This window comes from Facklamia sp. P12950, assembly GCF_050409465.1.
Taxonomy (GTDB): Bacteria; Bacillota; Bacilli; order Lactobacillales; family Aerococcaceae; genus Facklamia.
The window spans coordinates 156033-170915 of record NZ_JBNUPK010000001.1 but is presented as its reverse complement, the minus strand read 5'-3'; the positions used below and the strand labels follow the sequence as shown (position 1 = coordinate 170915).

Sequence of the window (14883 nt, the reverse complement as noted above, 5' to 3'; positions counted from 1 at the left end):
GTCAAACCAATTTATAAACGATTACGTTTTATTCATTATTCACTAAATCCACCCTCCAAAAACACTTTAACAGCAAGCTTTAAGCATTTATTTAAATTTATAATAAATAATTTTTTAATAAGCATGTGTATCAATTTTAAGCTATAATAATGACAGATTTAGGAGGTTTTTCATGAAGGTCTTACATGTTTTAGCCCAGCTACCTGCTCAAACAGGTTCTGGCATTTATTTTCAAAATTTAATCACGGGCTTAAAAGATAAAGGCATAGATAATGGCATTATCTACGCCACTCAACCCCCTTTTAAAGAATTATTGCAAACAGATAATTGTTACCCTGTTCATTTCCAATCCAATGAACTCCCCTTCTCAATTGTCGGTATGTCAGATGTGATGCCTTATCAAAATTCTATTTATTCTCAATTAACAGATCAGCAGACTGAACAATGGCAACAAGCTTTTATTAAAAGATTAATGCAAGCAAAAGAAGAATTTCAACCGGATATTATCTTAACCCATCATCTTTGGTACTTAACTTCTTTGGTGCTAGATACTTTTCCTGAAATTCCAGTGATTGGTATCAGTCATGGGACGGATATTCGGCAAGCTAGACGCCACCCTCATTTAAAAACACGCTATTTGGGTAATATGAACCGGCTGGCTTTGATTTTCTCTTTAACTCAAGATGATCGTGACAATTTAATCGAGGAGTTTCAAATTGATGCTGAAAAAATTATAGTTACCGGCAATGGTTTTAATTCTGCCATTTTTAATCTAGAAGGTTCACGAAAGTCCAAGCAGTCTTCAATAAATTTAATCTATGCTGGTAAAATCACTCGTTCTAAGGGTGTCTTTGAATTAGTTCTAGCTTTTGAAAAAGTCAAAAAATCTTTTCCTCAAAGCCAACTGTTACTAATTGGTAACGGCGATCCTAGTGAAATTAAAGAATTAAAAACAATTGTCTCTTCTTATGGAATAGAAGATATTCACTTTCTTTCAGCACTTCCTCAATTAGAATTAGCCAGTTGGATGAAAAAATCTGATATTTTTATTCTGCCATCATATTATGAAGGTTTAGCAACTATTTGTTTAGAAGCCATGGCTTGTGGTTTGCGTACAGTAGTTTCTGAATTAGCCCCTTTAAAGAATTTCTTAGCTGATGAGATTAACCAATCTCAATGGATTGAATATGTTCCGCTTCCACGCATTGTTGACCAAGATAAAGCACATCAAGAAGATATCCCAGAATTTATTGCAAACTTAAGTCAATCTATTATTTTACAAATAAATCGATTACAGTCGCAACAAGCCATCGATCCTCATATATATGATTTAATAATGCAATACTCATGGGAACGTTTAATAGATAAACAATATCATTGCATAAACTTCTTATTTAAAGAAAAAGATAAAGCATAAACTTTAAGACTGCAGGCAAAAACCCTTCAAATGTTTACTGTCTGCATTGACTGACGTCATGGAAATCACCCGTTTTCTTTTTATTATACATGACAAAAATCCGTCCCTAACACTGTTACCACAACGGGGACGGATTTTTACTGGGTGTTGGCGTAATTTATGTTGTCGCCTCTTGGTCTTCAATCTTAAACCTTATTCTTTTATTTACAATTGTTTTAAATAACTAATGATTTGCTCCATGTCTGCTAAAGAAAGTGTGCGAACATCAAATTGTACATGATTTTGCTGAACACGTGCTATAACTGGCTTATCTTGACTCCTTAGGTAAGATTCAATTTGACTTGCCGACAACTTTCGGTGGTCGACTTGAACCAAGATGGTTGATAGTGTTGATCCAGGGTATGATCCTCCCCCTACTTGCGATTGTCCTTCTATCAAATCTACTTGCCAAGAACCGGCTAATTCCCCAATGGCTTGTTGGAATTTTTGAGCCTTTTTAAGTAATTGTTCACGATCTTGGCTAATCATTTGTAAGACTGGTATTTTGCTAAAGGCCAGTTCTGGATTTAAATATTGTCGCATGGTCACTTCCAAGGCTGCAAGCGTTAGCTTGTCAGTTCGTAAGGCACGAGTTAATGGGTGGGCACGCATCTTATCTAACAATTCTTTTTTACCAACTATAACCCCTGCTTGCGGCCCACCTAGTAATTTATCGCCAGAGAAAGTTACTACATCGTATCCCGCTTGAATGGCTTCTTGAACCGTTGGTTCATAAGGCAGACCAAATGTTTGCATATCCATAAATAGGCCTGAACCTAAATCGTTTAATGCAAGAAGACTGTGTTCATGAGCCAAGTCTACTAGTTCTTGATCATCCACTTTTTCAGTAAAGCCAACTAAATGATAATTGGATGTATGGACTCTTAATAAAGCTCCGGTCTCTTCATTGATAGCAGCTTTATAATCACTAAGGTGTGTTTTGTTAGTAGATCCTACTTCATGGAGCAGGGCTCCTCCACGGGTTATCACATCAGGTATCCTAAATGAGCCGCCAATTTCAACCAACTCACCACGAGATATAACCACTTCTTTAGCTTCTGTTAGGGCTGAAAGCATTAAAAGTACTGCTGCAGCATTATTATTAACTACTAACGCATCCTCTGCACCTGTTATTTGTTTCAATACATCTTTTAAGTGAGTGTATCTAGAGCCACGTCTGCCCTCTTCTAAATCATACTCTAAGTTAGAGTAATTGGGCCCTAAATCAACAAGAGCATCAATAACTGTTTGAGATAAAGGCGCCCGTCCTAAATTGGTATGTAAAACTGTTCCGGTGGCATTAATTACTGGTTTAAGAGAGGGATTCAGTCTTTTAGCTAAAGCTTCTTCAATATGTTTTATCACACTTTCAAACTCTAATGAACTAGCCTCAGTAATCTCCCCACTTAAGACACCTTGCCTGATAAAGTCAATTTGTTTTTGAATACTTTCTTTAACATAAGCTGGATCTAATTTTTCGGTCCATTTTCTAATACGTTCATCTTGTAGAACTCTATCAACTTTTGGTAGTGATGATAATAAATGTTTCATTAAATGAAAGCCTCCTCAATCTTTTGCAGATATTTAGGGTTCATTACACGTACATCCTCATTTCTTATGGTTATCCCACGCTTATCGAAATCCTCTAACAGTAAGAGAGTGTATTTACGACTGGTTCCTAAAAGGTTTCTAAAATCTGCCAAGGCAATTGTATCATGTTCTTTAAGGAAATCTCTCAACCTTTTGAGCGCCTCATTATAGTAAGAAACGTGAATCTCAGTTTGCTTATCCAAACGGTAAAATTCATTTTGTTTACGCATCAACCTATAAACTTCTCGCATGTTTTTATCTTTACCAACCACTTCTTCAAAAAGTGGCGGTGCGAAAGGGGTTTCAGCTAATTTTGCTTCAATAGCTTTTCTTGCTTTCGCTTGAGCTGGCGTAATAGCAATCGTGTGGTCAACTAAGCGAATTAAATCGCCCTCAATTACAAAGTGGCCCTGACCAACTATGGTTTGAATGATTGCATTCAGCTCCTTAGGTGCAATTTTATTAAAGCGTGAACGGAATTCTTCTAAGGACATACCAGCAATCATATTATTCACCTGGTGAAATTCTGATAATGTTTCTTCCATTTCTTTTTGAATGGCATCAAATGAAACTCGGGCCATATAGAACTGGCCAAATTTCATTAAGTCGCCGGCTTCGACCATCTCTTTCACATATCCTTCAATCGTACGCATTTCTTCATTCAGATAGTCAGCCATTTCTTTAATGGATGTAAAGCCGGCAGAACGATGGGATAAGAAATCCAATAACACATCTGACATAGTGCCTGATTCTAGTACTTCTAATGACTCAATGACATCTTGATTGTAACGTTTATGTTTCTTAGGGGTAGGATCGAGAACCTCACCCCCTCCGATTGTAATTACAGGTGAATAATTTCTTAAAATAAAACGATCGCCTTTCTTTACAGCAATTTGTTCTTCTAAACGTATTTGCATAAAAGCTGTCTGTCCCGGTTGAACTTTTTCAACGCCTAAGGGGACAAGTCTACCAATAACTTCACGCGTTCCAATATGCACATGTACTCTATCCCAAAGTTCCATCGGTTGGCTGGCATCTTTAAGACATTGCACCTTGGTGTCCAACATATATGAAGACTCTAAAGGCGCTGCACTTAGGACATCGCCACGACCAATTTGATCAAGGTCGACCTTGGTTAAGTTGATAGCGGTCCGATTGCCAGCATGCGCCTCTTCTTGATCTTGTTCGTGAATTTGAATTGTACGGATCCGAGTTGGTATGCCAGATGGATAAATCGTTAAATCGTCACCTACTCGAATAGAACCATCAATTAGAGTGCCTGTTACGACAGTCCCAAATCCTTTAACAGAAAAAGCGCGATCAACATTTAAGCGTGCCGGTAAGGATTCGTTATCCCGTTGAATCTTCTCAACCTTTTCAGCCAGTAAGGCCTTTACTTGTTCAATACCAATGCCTGAAATAGCGTCCGTTTCAACGATAGGTGCGTCTTCCAATGGCGTTCCTTCAAATTGTTCACGAATATCTTCGTAAACTAGTAGTTTAAGCTCTTCATCTGCATCCGCTACCTTTGTTAAGACAATGATGAAATCTTTAATACCTAACAAGTTAAGAACAGAAACATGTTCTTTAGTTTGCGGCATTATGCCTTCGTTCACATCAATCACTAGCATTACTAGATCAATACCGGCCGCACCTGCTAACATGTTTTTGATGAACTTTTCGTGTCCGGGAACATCTACTATACCAACTCGTTCCCCATTATTTAAATCAATATAAGCAAAGCCTAAATTGATAGAAAGGCCACGCTGCTTCTCTTCCTTAGAAGTATCTGTTTCGATACCTGTTAAGGCTTTGATGAGCGTGGTCTTTCCATGATCAATATGGCCTGCCGTTCCTAAAACGACATTTTTCATTAAGTAATTCCTTTCTTATCAACTAACTAGGGTCTTACAACTCGGTCATAAGATCTTAATTGTTCAAGAATATAGCGCATATTGGTTTCTTCACCGACCGCAAGCTTGTCTTTTAATTCGTAGAACGAAACACAAGTCCCACAAGCTTTAACTGCAACCCCTTTGTCAAGGAGCGTTTGTAAATCTTCGACGGTGTCAGCACCTTCTGCTGCTAAGGTTACTCCACCATTGTATAATAAAATTTCTTTTGGTAGTTCTTCTTCTTGAGCTAATACACTAATAAACGATTTAATTAGTGTACGACCTAGATCATTATTACCTTCTCCTAGTTTGTCACTTGCAATAACTACAATGTAATCAGTCAAATTATTTCCTCCTAAACTTCACTTATTTTACCACAATTGCCTTGTCTTTTTTTTCAACCATATAACCAATATGAGCGGCTTGAATGGATTTTTCTTTATAAGCCACTAAAATTGCTTCTAGCTGATCTTCAGGAACTGTTATTAATAAGCCTCCTGAGGTCTGTGGATCAAATAGCACTTCCTCCATGGTTGAATCCTCAATTTGAAAATCAATATTCTTAGCATAATGAGCGCGGTTACGTTTGGCACCACCAGTGGTTAAATGTTCTTTAGCTGCTTGGTAGGCACCTTCAATAATTGGTATTTTATCGGCAAATATTTCTGCCGTCAACTGCTCATCACACATCTCCATCAAATGACCTAAAATGCCAAAGCCAGTTATATCTGTACATGCGGTAGCTTGATAATCCAACATGACTTCAGCTGCATACTTATTCAAAGTTGTCATTAATTCTATTGCTTCATCAAAAGCCTTTTCATCAATTAATCCTTTGTTATGTGCAGTGGTTACAATGCCTACTCCCAATTTTTTAGTCGCAATGATAGCATCGCCAGCTTTTGCACCATTGTTGGTAATTATTTTATCAGGATGCACAACTCCTGCTACTGCTAAACCATATAGCGGTGTGGATTGACGAATCGTATGTCCTCCCGCTAGAACTCCTCCAGCTTCTAAGACTTTTTCAGCTCCCCCACGTAGAATTTCAGCTAAATTTTCGAGCGGTTGACTGTCATCAGGATAAGCTACTATGTTGAGTGCCGTAATCACTTTTCCTCCCATTGAATAAACATCCGATAAAGCATTGGTTGCTGATATTTGACCAAAAACATATGGATCTTTGACCATTGAAGGGAAGAAATCAGTTGTTTGAATAACTGCAACATCCGGTGAAACTTGGTAAACTGCTGCATCATCACTAGAATCATAACCTACTAGTAAATTACCATCAAATTGCTTGGGTAATCCTTCTAAAATTTCAGACAAACTGCCTGGTCCAATTTTAGCGTTTCATCCACCACATATTTCTAATTCATTCATTTTTTCTTTATCTATCATTTATATCTCCCCACTTCCTTTTATGATAGTCCTATTATAGCCTTTTTAATTATTGTTTTCAGTAATCAAAAACTTGGATTTATTAGTTTTCATAATAAAAGCAGCACAAGTCTGACTTGTGCTGCTAAGTTAAAATTTTGATTAGAACTCAACTTTTTCAGATTTAACACGACCTTTTTCATTAACATAGTATAAGTCTACACGGTCAGTGAAAGGTGTTGCGTCTGCTCCTACACCATCTTTACGAAGTGAAACTTGTAAAGCTTTATGATCAAAGCCTTCAGTTTCTTTGAGAACTGATTTCATAACCTTCATGATAGAGATTGGTGTTTCAGGTTCTTTTAATGTAACGATTGCTTTACCTTTTTTCAATGCTGCTGCAACTAAATCTTCAACTTGATCAGCTGGCGCTCCAAAGATTAAATAGTAGTCGCCTTCTTTTTCTAAGTCTTCAGCTTTACGAACTTGAACAGAATCATGCGTTTTCTTAGCTAATTGCATGATGTTAGCCATCAAAGGGCGAGATCCAGTTGAGCGGTGTCCAGCAATAATTACTGAAGATTTTTCTGCAAAAGCCTCTTCAATTGCGTTTGCTACTTTCTCGTTAAATAATCCATCTTCAACAAATTTACCTAAAATTGCGTTCATAATTAAACCTCCATATAGTTAGTTATGTGTATAGGTTCACAATATCACAAATTTTCCATTTTGCAAAGGGGTTGGCCTCATCTTTTCACTTATAAACAAAAGATGTGATTTTTTATTTATTTAGATTTATAATAAAAAAGACTTTATTTAAAAGGAGCTAGTCCGATATCAAATAAGCACCTACTAAAAATGCTTGCTAATCGTATCAAAAAGTCAGCCGCTGACTTTTATCATGAGATTGTTATAGAAAAATAAAAACACAGCTAGATAATAATAAATTAAGACGGACTATTGGATAATCTGTTGAAAATATAGCTTTTGCACCGGAGGAATCAAATATAAGGTTAGGTTTCGCCAATCCTCATGAGAAAGCTAAACCTCAATTAGGTGAAACAGTCGTCGATTTAGCTTGTAGTAAAGTTTTTGATGCTTTTTATTGCGGCTAAAACGGCTGGTAAAGAATGAACATCTGCACTTAATGGTATTAAAGTCCCACTACTTGACCCGATGGCTGTCTCACCAGTATTAGCCAGTGCGCCAATTACTGCACCTTCACCACCGATACACGTTAGAATAAATGGTCATCCTAAAGGTCATCTTATTGCATAAATTAATGGTTCACCCATTCCAAAAATACCTACTGGTAAGCCACCCTTTATCATTGAGATCAATTACTTGTTCTGACGATCTTTAACTCTTAAAAAGCTTCTGTTATGTATGAAAATGAGAAGCTGACTGAGTACAATCTTCTACTTAATTTAGACTTTGGTCTTCCTAAGGATCGTGAAGCGTCTTTAATCAGTTTGTTCTTTCGCTTTAAAAGACAATCATCTCTTCCAAGTTAAAGTTTTATTTCTTGACGGCACAAAGCTGTATGCGCCGGTGCTGATAAGTATTCCTTGCGCTTATGCTCAACCTAAGATTGTTGTTGAGAGAGTATTCGATCGCAAGAAGGGTGTAATTCTAGTATGCGAACAGCTTGGAGGAGAAAAAAGACAATAAATAACCTGGGTCTCTTCTTAATGGCTATAAAACTCACCCAATCAGTTCATTATTTACGAACTTCCCACCCCTTTAATGCTTGCTGGTCACTATTTTTATTCTTTAAACCACAAAAACAGTGGCGAATCTCATATTTGATGATTCGCCACTGTTTTTAAGGCTTTTGGTCCAGCCTCTTAATTGTTTAATAAATTATAATAACAATTTTTAATGATAAGAACCTTGGTGCCATAAGGACACTTGCCCTTGCCGTAAAGATTGTTGAACATCAATAATCCTTTGATTACTACTTCCTCTAAATTGCAAACTGAGGTCTTTTTTGTCATTATCAAAGCGACCGTCGACAAGCACATCCACTAATGACAAGAGTTCTAGTTTATCAGAGGAATCTTTTAATAGCTCTTCCCAATAATAACCCGACCAAGACCAAATGTCTTTACGGTCTCCATAAATAGATCGCACTTTTTTGACTAAGGGAATTAGAATTGGTGTAGAAAGAAAGGGTTCGCCACCCAATAAGGTTAAACCTTGAACATAATCATGGGCTAAATCTTCAATAATCTGATTTTCAAGTTCTTTAGTATAAGGCACACCATAATTGAAGTTTTGGACCCGACGATTAAAACAACCCTTACAATTAAAGAGGCAGCCGCTGACATAAAGACTATTACGTACTCCTTCCCCATCCACAAAATTAAAAGGTTTATAGTCTGCTATCTTTCCTAAACAATAATCTTGGGCTAGCCATTCTTTTGGTTTAGGATTTTTGAAATTTTCAATCACTGGTCACACATTCTTTCGGTTAAATGTTTTTGACGGGATTGAATCTCCTTATGACGTCCTTTGACCATCGGTCTTATATTCGGATTACCGAGGTAACCACAGGTTCTCTTCACTACATCACAAGTTTCAGGATTACGATTGTCACATTGCGGACAAGCAAAACCTTTTTCTGTAGGATTAAATTCTCCTTGGAAGCCACATTCATAGCAATGATCGATAGGGGTGTTGGTCCCTAAATACCCAATTTTGTCATAGGCATAATCCCAAACTGCTTCTAAGGCCTTAGGATTTTGACGTAAATTGGGATATTCACAATAATGAATAAAACCTCCTGAAGTATATGGAGCATAGTCCTTTTCGAAATCAATTTTTTCAAAAGGATTTGGACTTTTACGCACATCATAATGAAAAGAATTAGTGTAATAATCCTTGTCTGTCAAATCCTTAATAGCACCAAATTTAGCTCGATCTAAACGGCAGAAGCGATCCGTCAAGGACTCACTCGGAGTCGAATAAACAGAGAAATGATAATCGTATTGCTGAGCTAATTGATCGGCCTTCTTTTTAAGTTCTTGGATTACTTTCAATGAAAAAGTTTTAGCCGCGTCATTCTGCTCCCAATTAGAACCAAAGAAATAAGCCGTAATCTCATACAGACCAATATAACCTAAAGATATGGTGGCGCGCTTATTTTTAAATAATTGGTCAACATTCTCATCAGCTTTCAGATAATGACCAAAAGCTCCTTCACGGTATAGAATTGGAGCATTCTCCGTCTTAGCTTGTTTGACTCGCTCTGCTCGATACACAAGAGCTCGACCGACAACTTCCAGGCGATCATGCAACAATTCCCAAAAATTATCGAAGGAATGATCCGACTCCATAGCGATACGGGGAAGATTTAAGGTGACTACCCCTAAATTCATTCGTCCACTATTTACTTCTTTTCCTTTTTCATCTTGCCAACCTTGAAGAAATGATCGGCATCCCATTGGCACTTTAAAGCTTCCAGTTAGTTCCTTGATCTTATCATACATTAGAACATCTGGATACATCCGATTACAAGCGCACTTGAGGGCTAATTGTTTAATGTCATAATTGGGATCTTTCATTAAAAGATTAGTTCCCTTGCGTAAGCTGAAAACTAATTTAGGAAAAATAGCTGTACGGTGTTCTTTACCTAAACCATTCAAACGAATTTTCAATATAGCTTTTTGAATTTCGCGTGCATACCAAGATGTTCCTAAACCAAATCCAAGTGTAGTAAATGGTGTTTGACCATTTGATGAATAAAGTGTATTGATTTCATACTCCAAACTCTGCATGGCATCATATATATCTTTTTGCGTTTTATTCTTAGCAAAATTCTCAGCCTGTTGAGGATCATCCGTCAATTCTTTAGCTAAGCTAAGATTCTTCTTAAAATTTAAATCCGCATAAGGAGCCAGCACCTCATCAATTCGATCAATCGAGCATCCCCCGTATTGACAAGAAGAAACATTGGCAATAATTTGAGCAATTTGTGCTGTAGCTGTATTGATAGATCGCGGACTTTCCACTTCTGCATTCCCTATATGAAAACCGTGCTTCAGCATAGTCTCAATATCAATCAAGCAGCAATTAGTCATTGGACTATAGGGCGAATAATCTAGATCATGAAAATGTATGTTCCCCTTCAAATGTCCATTAGCTACTTGCTCGGGCAGCATATTCAAGCCAATGGCTTTGGCCGTAACCCCACAGGTAAGGTCTCTCAAGGTGTTAAAAACACGACTATCCTTATTGGCATTTTCATTGACTAAAGTCGGATCGCGTTTAATCAGTTGATCCATACGGTCCTGTAACCGCATCTGCGATTGATAGTCTGCTAATTTAGTTTCAGCAAAAGCGACATATTTATTTGCGGCTGTTTCCAATCCTCGCTTGTTTAATTGCTCAATAACCGATTGCTTGATGTCAGAACTGTTCATCAAGTGAACAACTTGTCTTTCTATTTCATTACATATACCTTCAATTAAAACATGGTCTTTGGTATCTAACGCTTTTTTTAGTGAGGCTTTTAGTTTCCCCCTAATAAACTTTTCAATACTGCCGTCTCTTTTATTTATTTTAATTCTAACTTTACTCGATTGTTCTTGTTTTAATGTTGCAGTTTGAACCATTGTCTTATCGTCACTCCTTTATAAATACTGGTAATCTTCGTCCTCCATTGCTTCTACTCGGCCCATTAAATAACCGGAACCTACTTGAGAGAAAAAATCATGATTAGTTGTTTCTGTCGACAGACCGTTATAGACTATTGGATTAATATCTTGCGCACTCGCTCCATCAAATACTGCTTCAAAGCCTAGATTTTGTAATGCCTTATTGGCATTATATTTAACAAAGCAATCTACTTCTTCTACCCAACCAATCTCTGTATATACCTCCTGAGTATATTGGGTTTCATTCATATAGAGATCAAACACTAAATTATAGGCCCATTCTTTAAGTTGAGCTTGTTCTTGATCACTTAATTCTTGATAACCTAATTGAAATTTGTAGCCTAGATAGGTTCCATGAACCGACTCATCACGAATAATTAGCTTGATAATTTCAGCCACATTGGCTAGTTTATTATTTCCTAAATAGTACAAAGGGGTATAAAAACCACTATAAAAGAGAAAGGATTCTAGAAAAACACTGGCTATTTTTTTCTTGAGGCCGTTAATTATTTGTTCTTTACTCTCTTTTCCAGAAGGTAAAAGATAAACATCTTCAATTACTTTAGCCTTGTACTGCAAGGAGGGATGATTATTCCCCCACTCGAAGATTTCATCAATGGTAGCTGAATCGTTTAAAGAAATAAAAATAGTCGAATAAGATTTGGCATGGACTGATTCCATAAATAAAATATTATTCAGCACTGCCTCTTCGTGAGGGGAGCGAATATCATTTCGCATGACATTTGCGCCTTCTTCTGATTGCAAAGTATCTAAAAGAGTCAATCCCACAAAAGCTTTATTGACCACATCTTTTTCAACCTCAGTCAGTGAACGCCAATCTTTCAAATCGTTTGAAACTGGAATACGCGTATCTAGCCAGAACTGAGAAGTTAATTTTTCCCAAGTCATTTTATCTACTATGTCTTCAATACGATTCCAATCAATAGCTTGATAATGTAAATAATTGGTCATAATTTCCTCCTAAATCATACATGACTCACATTGATTAGCTCCAACAATCTCACCATCCAGACTATGTGTTCGGACATAGTAAAGTGACTTAATCCCTTTAGAGAAGGCATAGTGACGTAAAATATTCAAATCACGTGTAGTCATTTGATTAAGCCCTGCTTTTTTCCACTCATAAAGACCTGCTGGAATCTCTGATAGCATAAATAAAGTCAAAGACATTCCCTGGTCAATATGCTTTTGAGCGGCGGCATAAACATCTATAATTTTTCTTTGATCCATCTCGTAAGCTGTTTGATAATAGGGCAGCGTTTCATTTGAAAGTCCTGGAGCTGGATAATAAATGGCCCCATTTTTCTGTTCTTGCCTTAATTCCATTCGATGAGTAATCGGGTGTAAGGAAGCAGAAGTTTCATTAAGGTAAGAGATTGACCCATTCGGTGCAACAGCTAAACGATTACGATGATAAAGACCATCTACTTTAACCTTAGCTGCTAGATCTTGCCAATCTTTAGGAGTGGGTAATTTTACAGCTTTGAAAAGTTCAGCCGCTGCCATTTCTTCAAATTTAAAAGCTTCCTCAATATAAGGAGCAAAATAAGACCCGTCTGCATATTTTGATTGCTCAAACTTGTGGAATGTCTGCCCTTTTTCTTTTGCTAATTTATTAGATGCAAGCAAGCTATAGTAGTTGAGAGCCATAAAATACGCTTCAATAATTTCGATAGATGCTTTAGACCCATAAGTGATTTTATTTTTTGCTAAGAGAGTGTGAAAGCCCATCGCTCCTAAGCCAATAGTATGATAAAGATCATTACCATTTTGAACCGTTGGCACTTCGGCAATTTTAGTTTTATCAGAAACGGTGGTTAAAGCTCGCACAGCCACTTCTACTGACTTACCAAAATCAGGACTGGTCAACATTTTTTCCATGTTAGTGGAAGCTAAGTTACAGGAAATATCGCTACCTAATCTTTGATAAGATAAATCATCGTTTAAGAGTGAAGGTTCTTGAACTTGAAAAATCTCTGAACAGAGGTTGGACATAATGATTTTTCCATGGACTGGATTCGCTCGATTAACTGTATCGATATTAATGATGTAGGGATAGCCGGATTCTTGCTGTAATTTAGAAATTTCTGTTTCTAACTCACGCGCTTGAATTTTCTTTTTACGGATTCTTGGATTATCTACTAAAGCTTGATAATTCTCACTTATATCAAAGTATGAAAAAGGGAGACCGTACTCTTTTTCGATGTCATAAGGGCTAAAAAGATACATTGGTTGATTGTTTTTTACCAACTCATAAAATTTATCAGGCACTACAATTCCTAGAGAGAGAGTTTTGACACGGATTTTTTCATCGGCATTTTCTTTTTTACACGATAAGAAAGCTAAGATATCTGGATGGAAAACATTTAGGTAAACTACACCTGCCCCATTCCTCTGCCCTAACTGATTGGAATAAGAAAACGAGTCTTCTAACAATTTCATGACAGGAACGACACCTGAAGAAGCATTTTCAATCGCTTTAATAGGGTCGCCCGCTGCTCGAATATTAGACAAATTAACGCCAACTCCGCCTCCTTTTCTTGAAAGTTGCAAAGCTGAGTTAATGGCTCGACCAATCGACAGCATGGAATCATCAACATCTAACAAGAAGCATGACACCATTTCACCTCGACGCTTTTTACCTGCATTTAAGAAAGTAGGTGTAGCGGGTTGATAGCGTTGCGAAATTAATTCTTCAGCAATAGCCATAGCCAATTGTCGGTCTCCATCTGCTAAATACAAGGCATTCATAGCCACTCGATCTATGAACCCTTCCAGATATTGACGACCATCATTTGATTTTAAAGCATATTGATTGAAAAATTTGTAAGCAGCCATAAAAGATTTAAAGTTAAAATTCTTAGCTTGTAAGAAGTCATATAGTTTCTTGATAAAAGCATAAGGATCTTTATCATTTACATCAGCTTCTAAATATTTATTGATGAGGTCTTCTTCTAAGTAATCATTCTCCAATAAATAATTTAAGCGATCCTCTAAAGACGCAAACTTTGGACTATTGGCTTCAATTTCTTCTTGGTAATAAGCTTCCAATGCCTTTTGATCTTTATAAAGAGGAATAGCTCCATCTTCCGGTATATTCAATTGATTATTCCATTGGAAATAGCTTTTTTTCTTTAATGATTGTCTCTCAGTCATTCAGCATTACCTCCTTAATATATGAAACATCTGACTCGTTTCCTTGGAATTCAAACTTATGAATTAAAGGAATTTGATAGTCACGACTAATGTCTTTAGCAGTAAAACAAAATAATTGGGCGAAATTCAAATTACCACCACCTACTACTCCGCGACAATTTTGTCGATTAACTTCATTTTCAAAAAAATCATCCACTAAGTCTCTTACCACTTCTTGATAAGTGGGAACAATCAATAAATAGGGCTGATTGACTATCATGTCACATGTAAGATCGTCCAATTCTAATTGGTAATCAGCTGATAGTTTTTCAACAAAACGACGGGTTTGACCTGTTAAGCTAATAAAGACAATCGCTAACATTGACTGAGTAGCCTCTCAATTACATCCGGTTGGAAACCAACAACAGGAGCTGATTGCCCGATGAGAACAACTGGCAAACTCTGACAATTGAGTTCTCTTACTTCTTCTAAGTAACTTTCGTCTTCGACATTTTTTTCTAAATAGTTAAGACCTTTGCTATCTAAATATCTTTTTAAGAAAACGCACTGTCCGCAACCCGTTTTACTATATAATGTGATTTTTTCCATAAAATGCTCCTCCTCGACAAAAAACGGCTTTCCCTTCCCAGGAAAGCCGATGGTAAAATCAAAAGAAAGCAAAGCATAGGTGTACCTATACTCACTACTAAAGAATATTTCCAAAGATCACTAAACCCTGAGAAGTGAT

Annotated in this window: 12 protein-coding genes; 1 reads left to right on the top strand and 11 read right to left on the bottom strand. The window is 36.9% G+C overall.

Annotation, left to right across the window (positions count from 1 at the left end):
• Positions 1-172 precede the first annotated feature (172 nt).
• Complete coding sequence (locus tag ACQV2Q_RS00945; RefSeq protein ID WP_428872811.1) at positions 173-1417, top strand: glycosyltransferase family 4 protein; 1245 nt, start codon at positions 173-175, stop codon at positions 1415-1417.
• A gap of 204 nt (positions 1418-1621) precedes the next feature.
• Here ACQV2Q_RS00945 and selA read toward each other — a convergent pair whose 3' ends face one another.
• The 11 genes from selA to ACQV2Q_RS00890 all read right to left on the bottom strand — a co-directional run bounded on the left by selA (position 1622) and on the right by ACQV2Q_RS00890 (position 14744).
• Entirely contained in the window at positions 1622-3007 is a 1386-nt protein-coding gene (gene selA, locus ACQV2Q_RS00940) for an L-seryl-tRNA(Sec) selenium transferase (RefSeq protein WP_428872810.1), read from the bottom strand.
• Complete coding sequence (gene selB, locus ACQV2Q_RS00935; protein WP_428881683.1) at positions 3007-4920, bottom strand: selenocysteine-specific translation elongation factor; 1914 nt, start codon at positions 4918-4920, stop codon at positions 3007-3009. Before selB ends, selA begins: the two co-directional genes overlap by 1 nt.
• A 26-nt stretch (positions 4921-4946) precedes the next feature.
• On the bottom strand, positions 4947-5285 hold the full coding sequence (yedF, locus tag ACQV2Q_RS00930) for a sulfurtransferase-like selenium metabolism protein YedF (RefSeq protein ID WP_428872808.1): 339 nt from the start codon (positions 5283-5285) through the stop codon (positions 4947-4949).
• Between the two features lie 22 nt (positions 5286-5307).
• Positions 5308-6285 carry a selenide, water dikinase SelD gene (selD, locus tag ACQV2Q_RS00925; protein WP_428873009.1) on the bottom strand — a complete coding sequence of 326 codons (978 nt, stop codon included), beginning with the start codon at positions 6283-6285 and terminating at the stop codon, positions 5308-5310.
• Positions 6286-6483: 198 nt separating this feature from the next.
• The gene (locus ACQV2Q_RS00920; RefSeq protein WP_428872807.1) at positions 6484-6990 is read right to left on the bottom strand and encodes a hypothetical protein; all 507 of its coding nucleotides are present in this window, start codon (positions 6988-6990) and stop codon (positions 6484-6486) included.
• Between the two features lie 1209 nt (positions 6991-8199).
• Entirely contained in the window at positions 8200-8772 is a 573-nt protein-coding gene (gene nrdG, locus ACQV2Q_RS00915) for an anaerobic ribonucleoside-triphosphate reductase activating protein (RefSeq protein ID WP_428873008.1), read from the bottom strand.
• Entirely contained in the window at positions 8772-10937 is a 2166-nt protein-coding gene (nrdD, locus tag ACQV2Q_RS00910) for an anaerobic ribonucleoside-triphosphate reductase (protein WP_428874627.1), read from the bottom strand. Before nrdD ends, nrdG begins: the two co-directional genes overlap by 1 nt.
• A gap of 18 nt (positions 10938-10955) precedes the next feature.
• Positions 10956-11951 (bottom strand): class 1b ribonucleoside-diphosphate reductase subunit beta, encoded by a 996-nt coding sequence (gene nrdF, locus ACQV2Q_RS00905; protein ID WP_428872803.1) that lies wholly within the window; start codon positions 11949-11951, stop codon positions 10956-10958.
• A 9-nt stretch (positions 11952-11960) separates the two neighbouring features.
• Positions 11961-14156, bottom strand: coding sequence for a class 1b ribonucleoside-diphosphate reductase subunit alpha (nrdE, locus tag ACQV2Q_RS00900; RefSeq protein ID WP_428872802.1), 2196 nt, complete (start codon positions 14154-14156; stop codon positions 11961-11963).
• Positions 14149-14517 carry a class Ib ribonucleoside-diphosphate reductase assembly flavoprotein NrdI gene (nrdI, locus tag ACQV2Q_RS00895; RefSeq protein WP_428872801.1) on the bottom strand — a complete coding sequence of 123 codons (369 nt, stop codon included), beginning with the start codon at positions 14515-14517 and terminating at the stop codon, positions 14149-14151. The genes nrdE and nrdI overlap by 8 nt, the downstream gene beginning before the upstream one ends.
• Complete coding sequence (locus tag ACQV2Q_RS00890) at positions 14511-14744, bottom strand: glutaredoxin family protein (protein ID WP_428872800.1); 234 nt, start codon at positions 14742-14744, stop codon at positions 14511-14513. The genes nrdI and ACQV2Q_RS00890 overlap by 7 nt, the downstream gene beginning before the upstream one ends.
• Between the last annotated feature and the right edge of the window lie 139 nt (positions 14745-14883).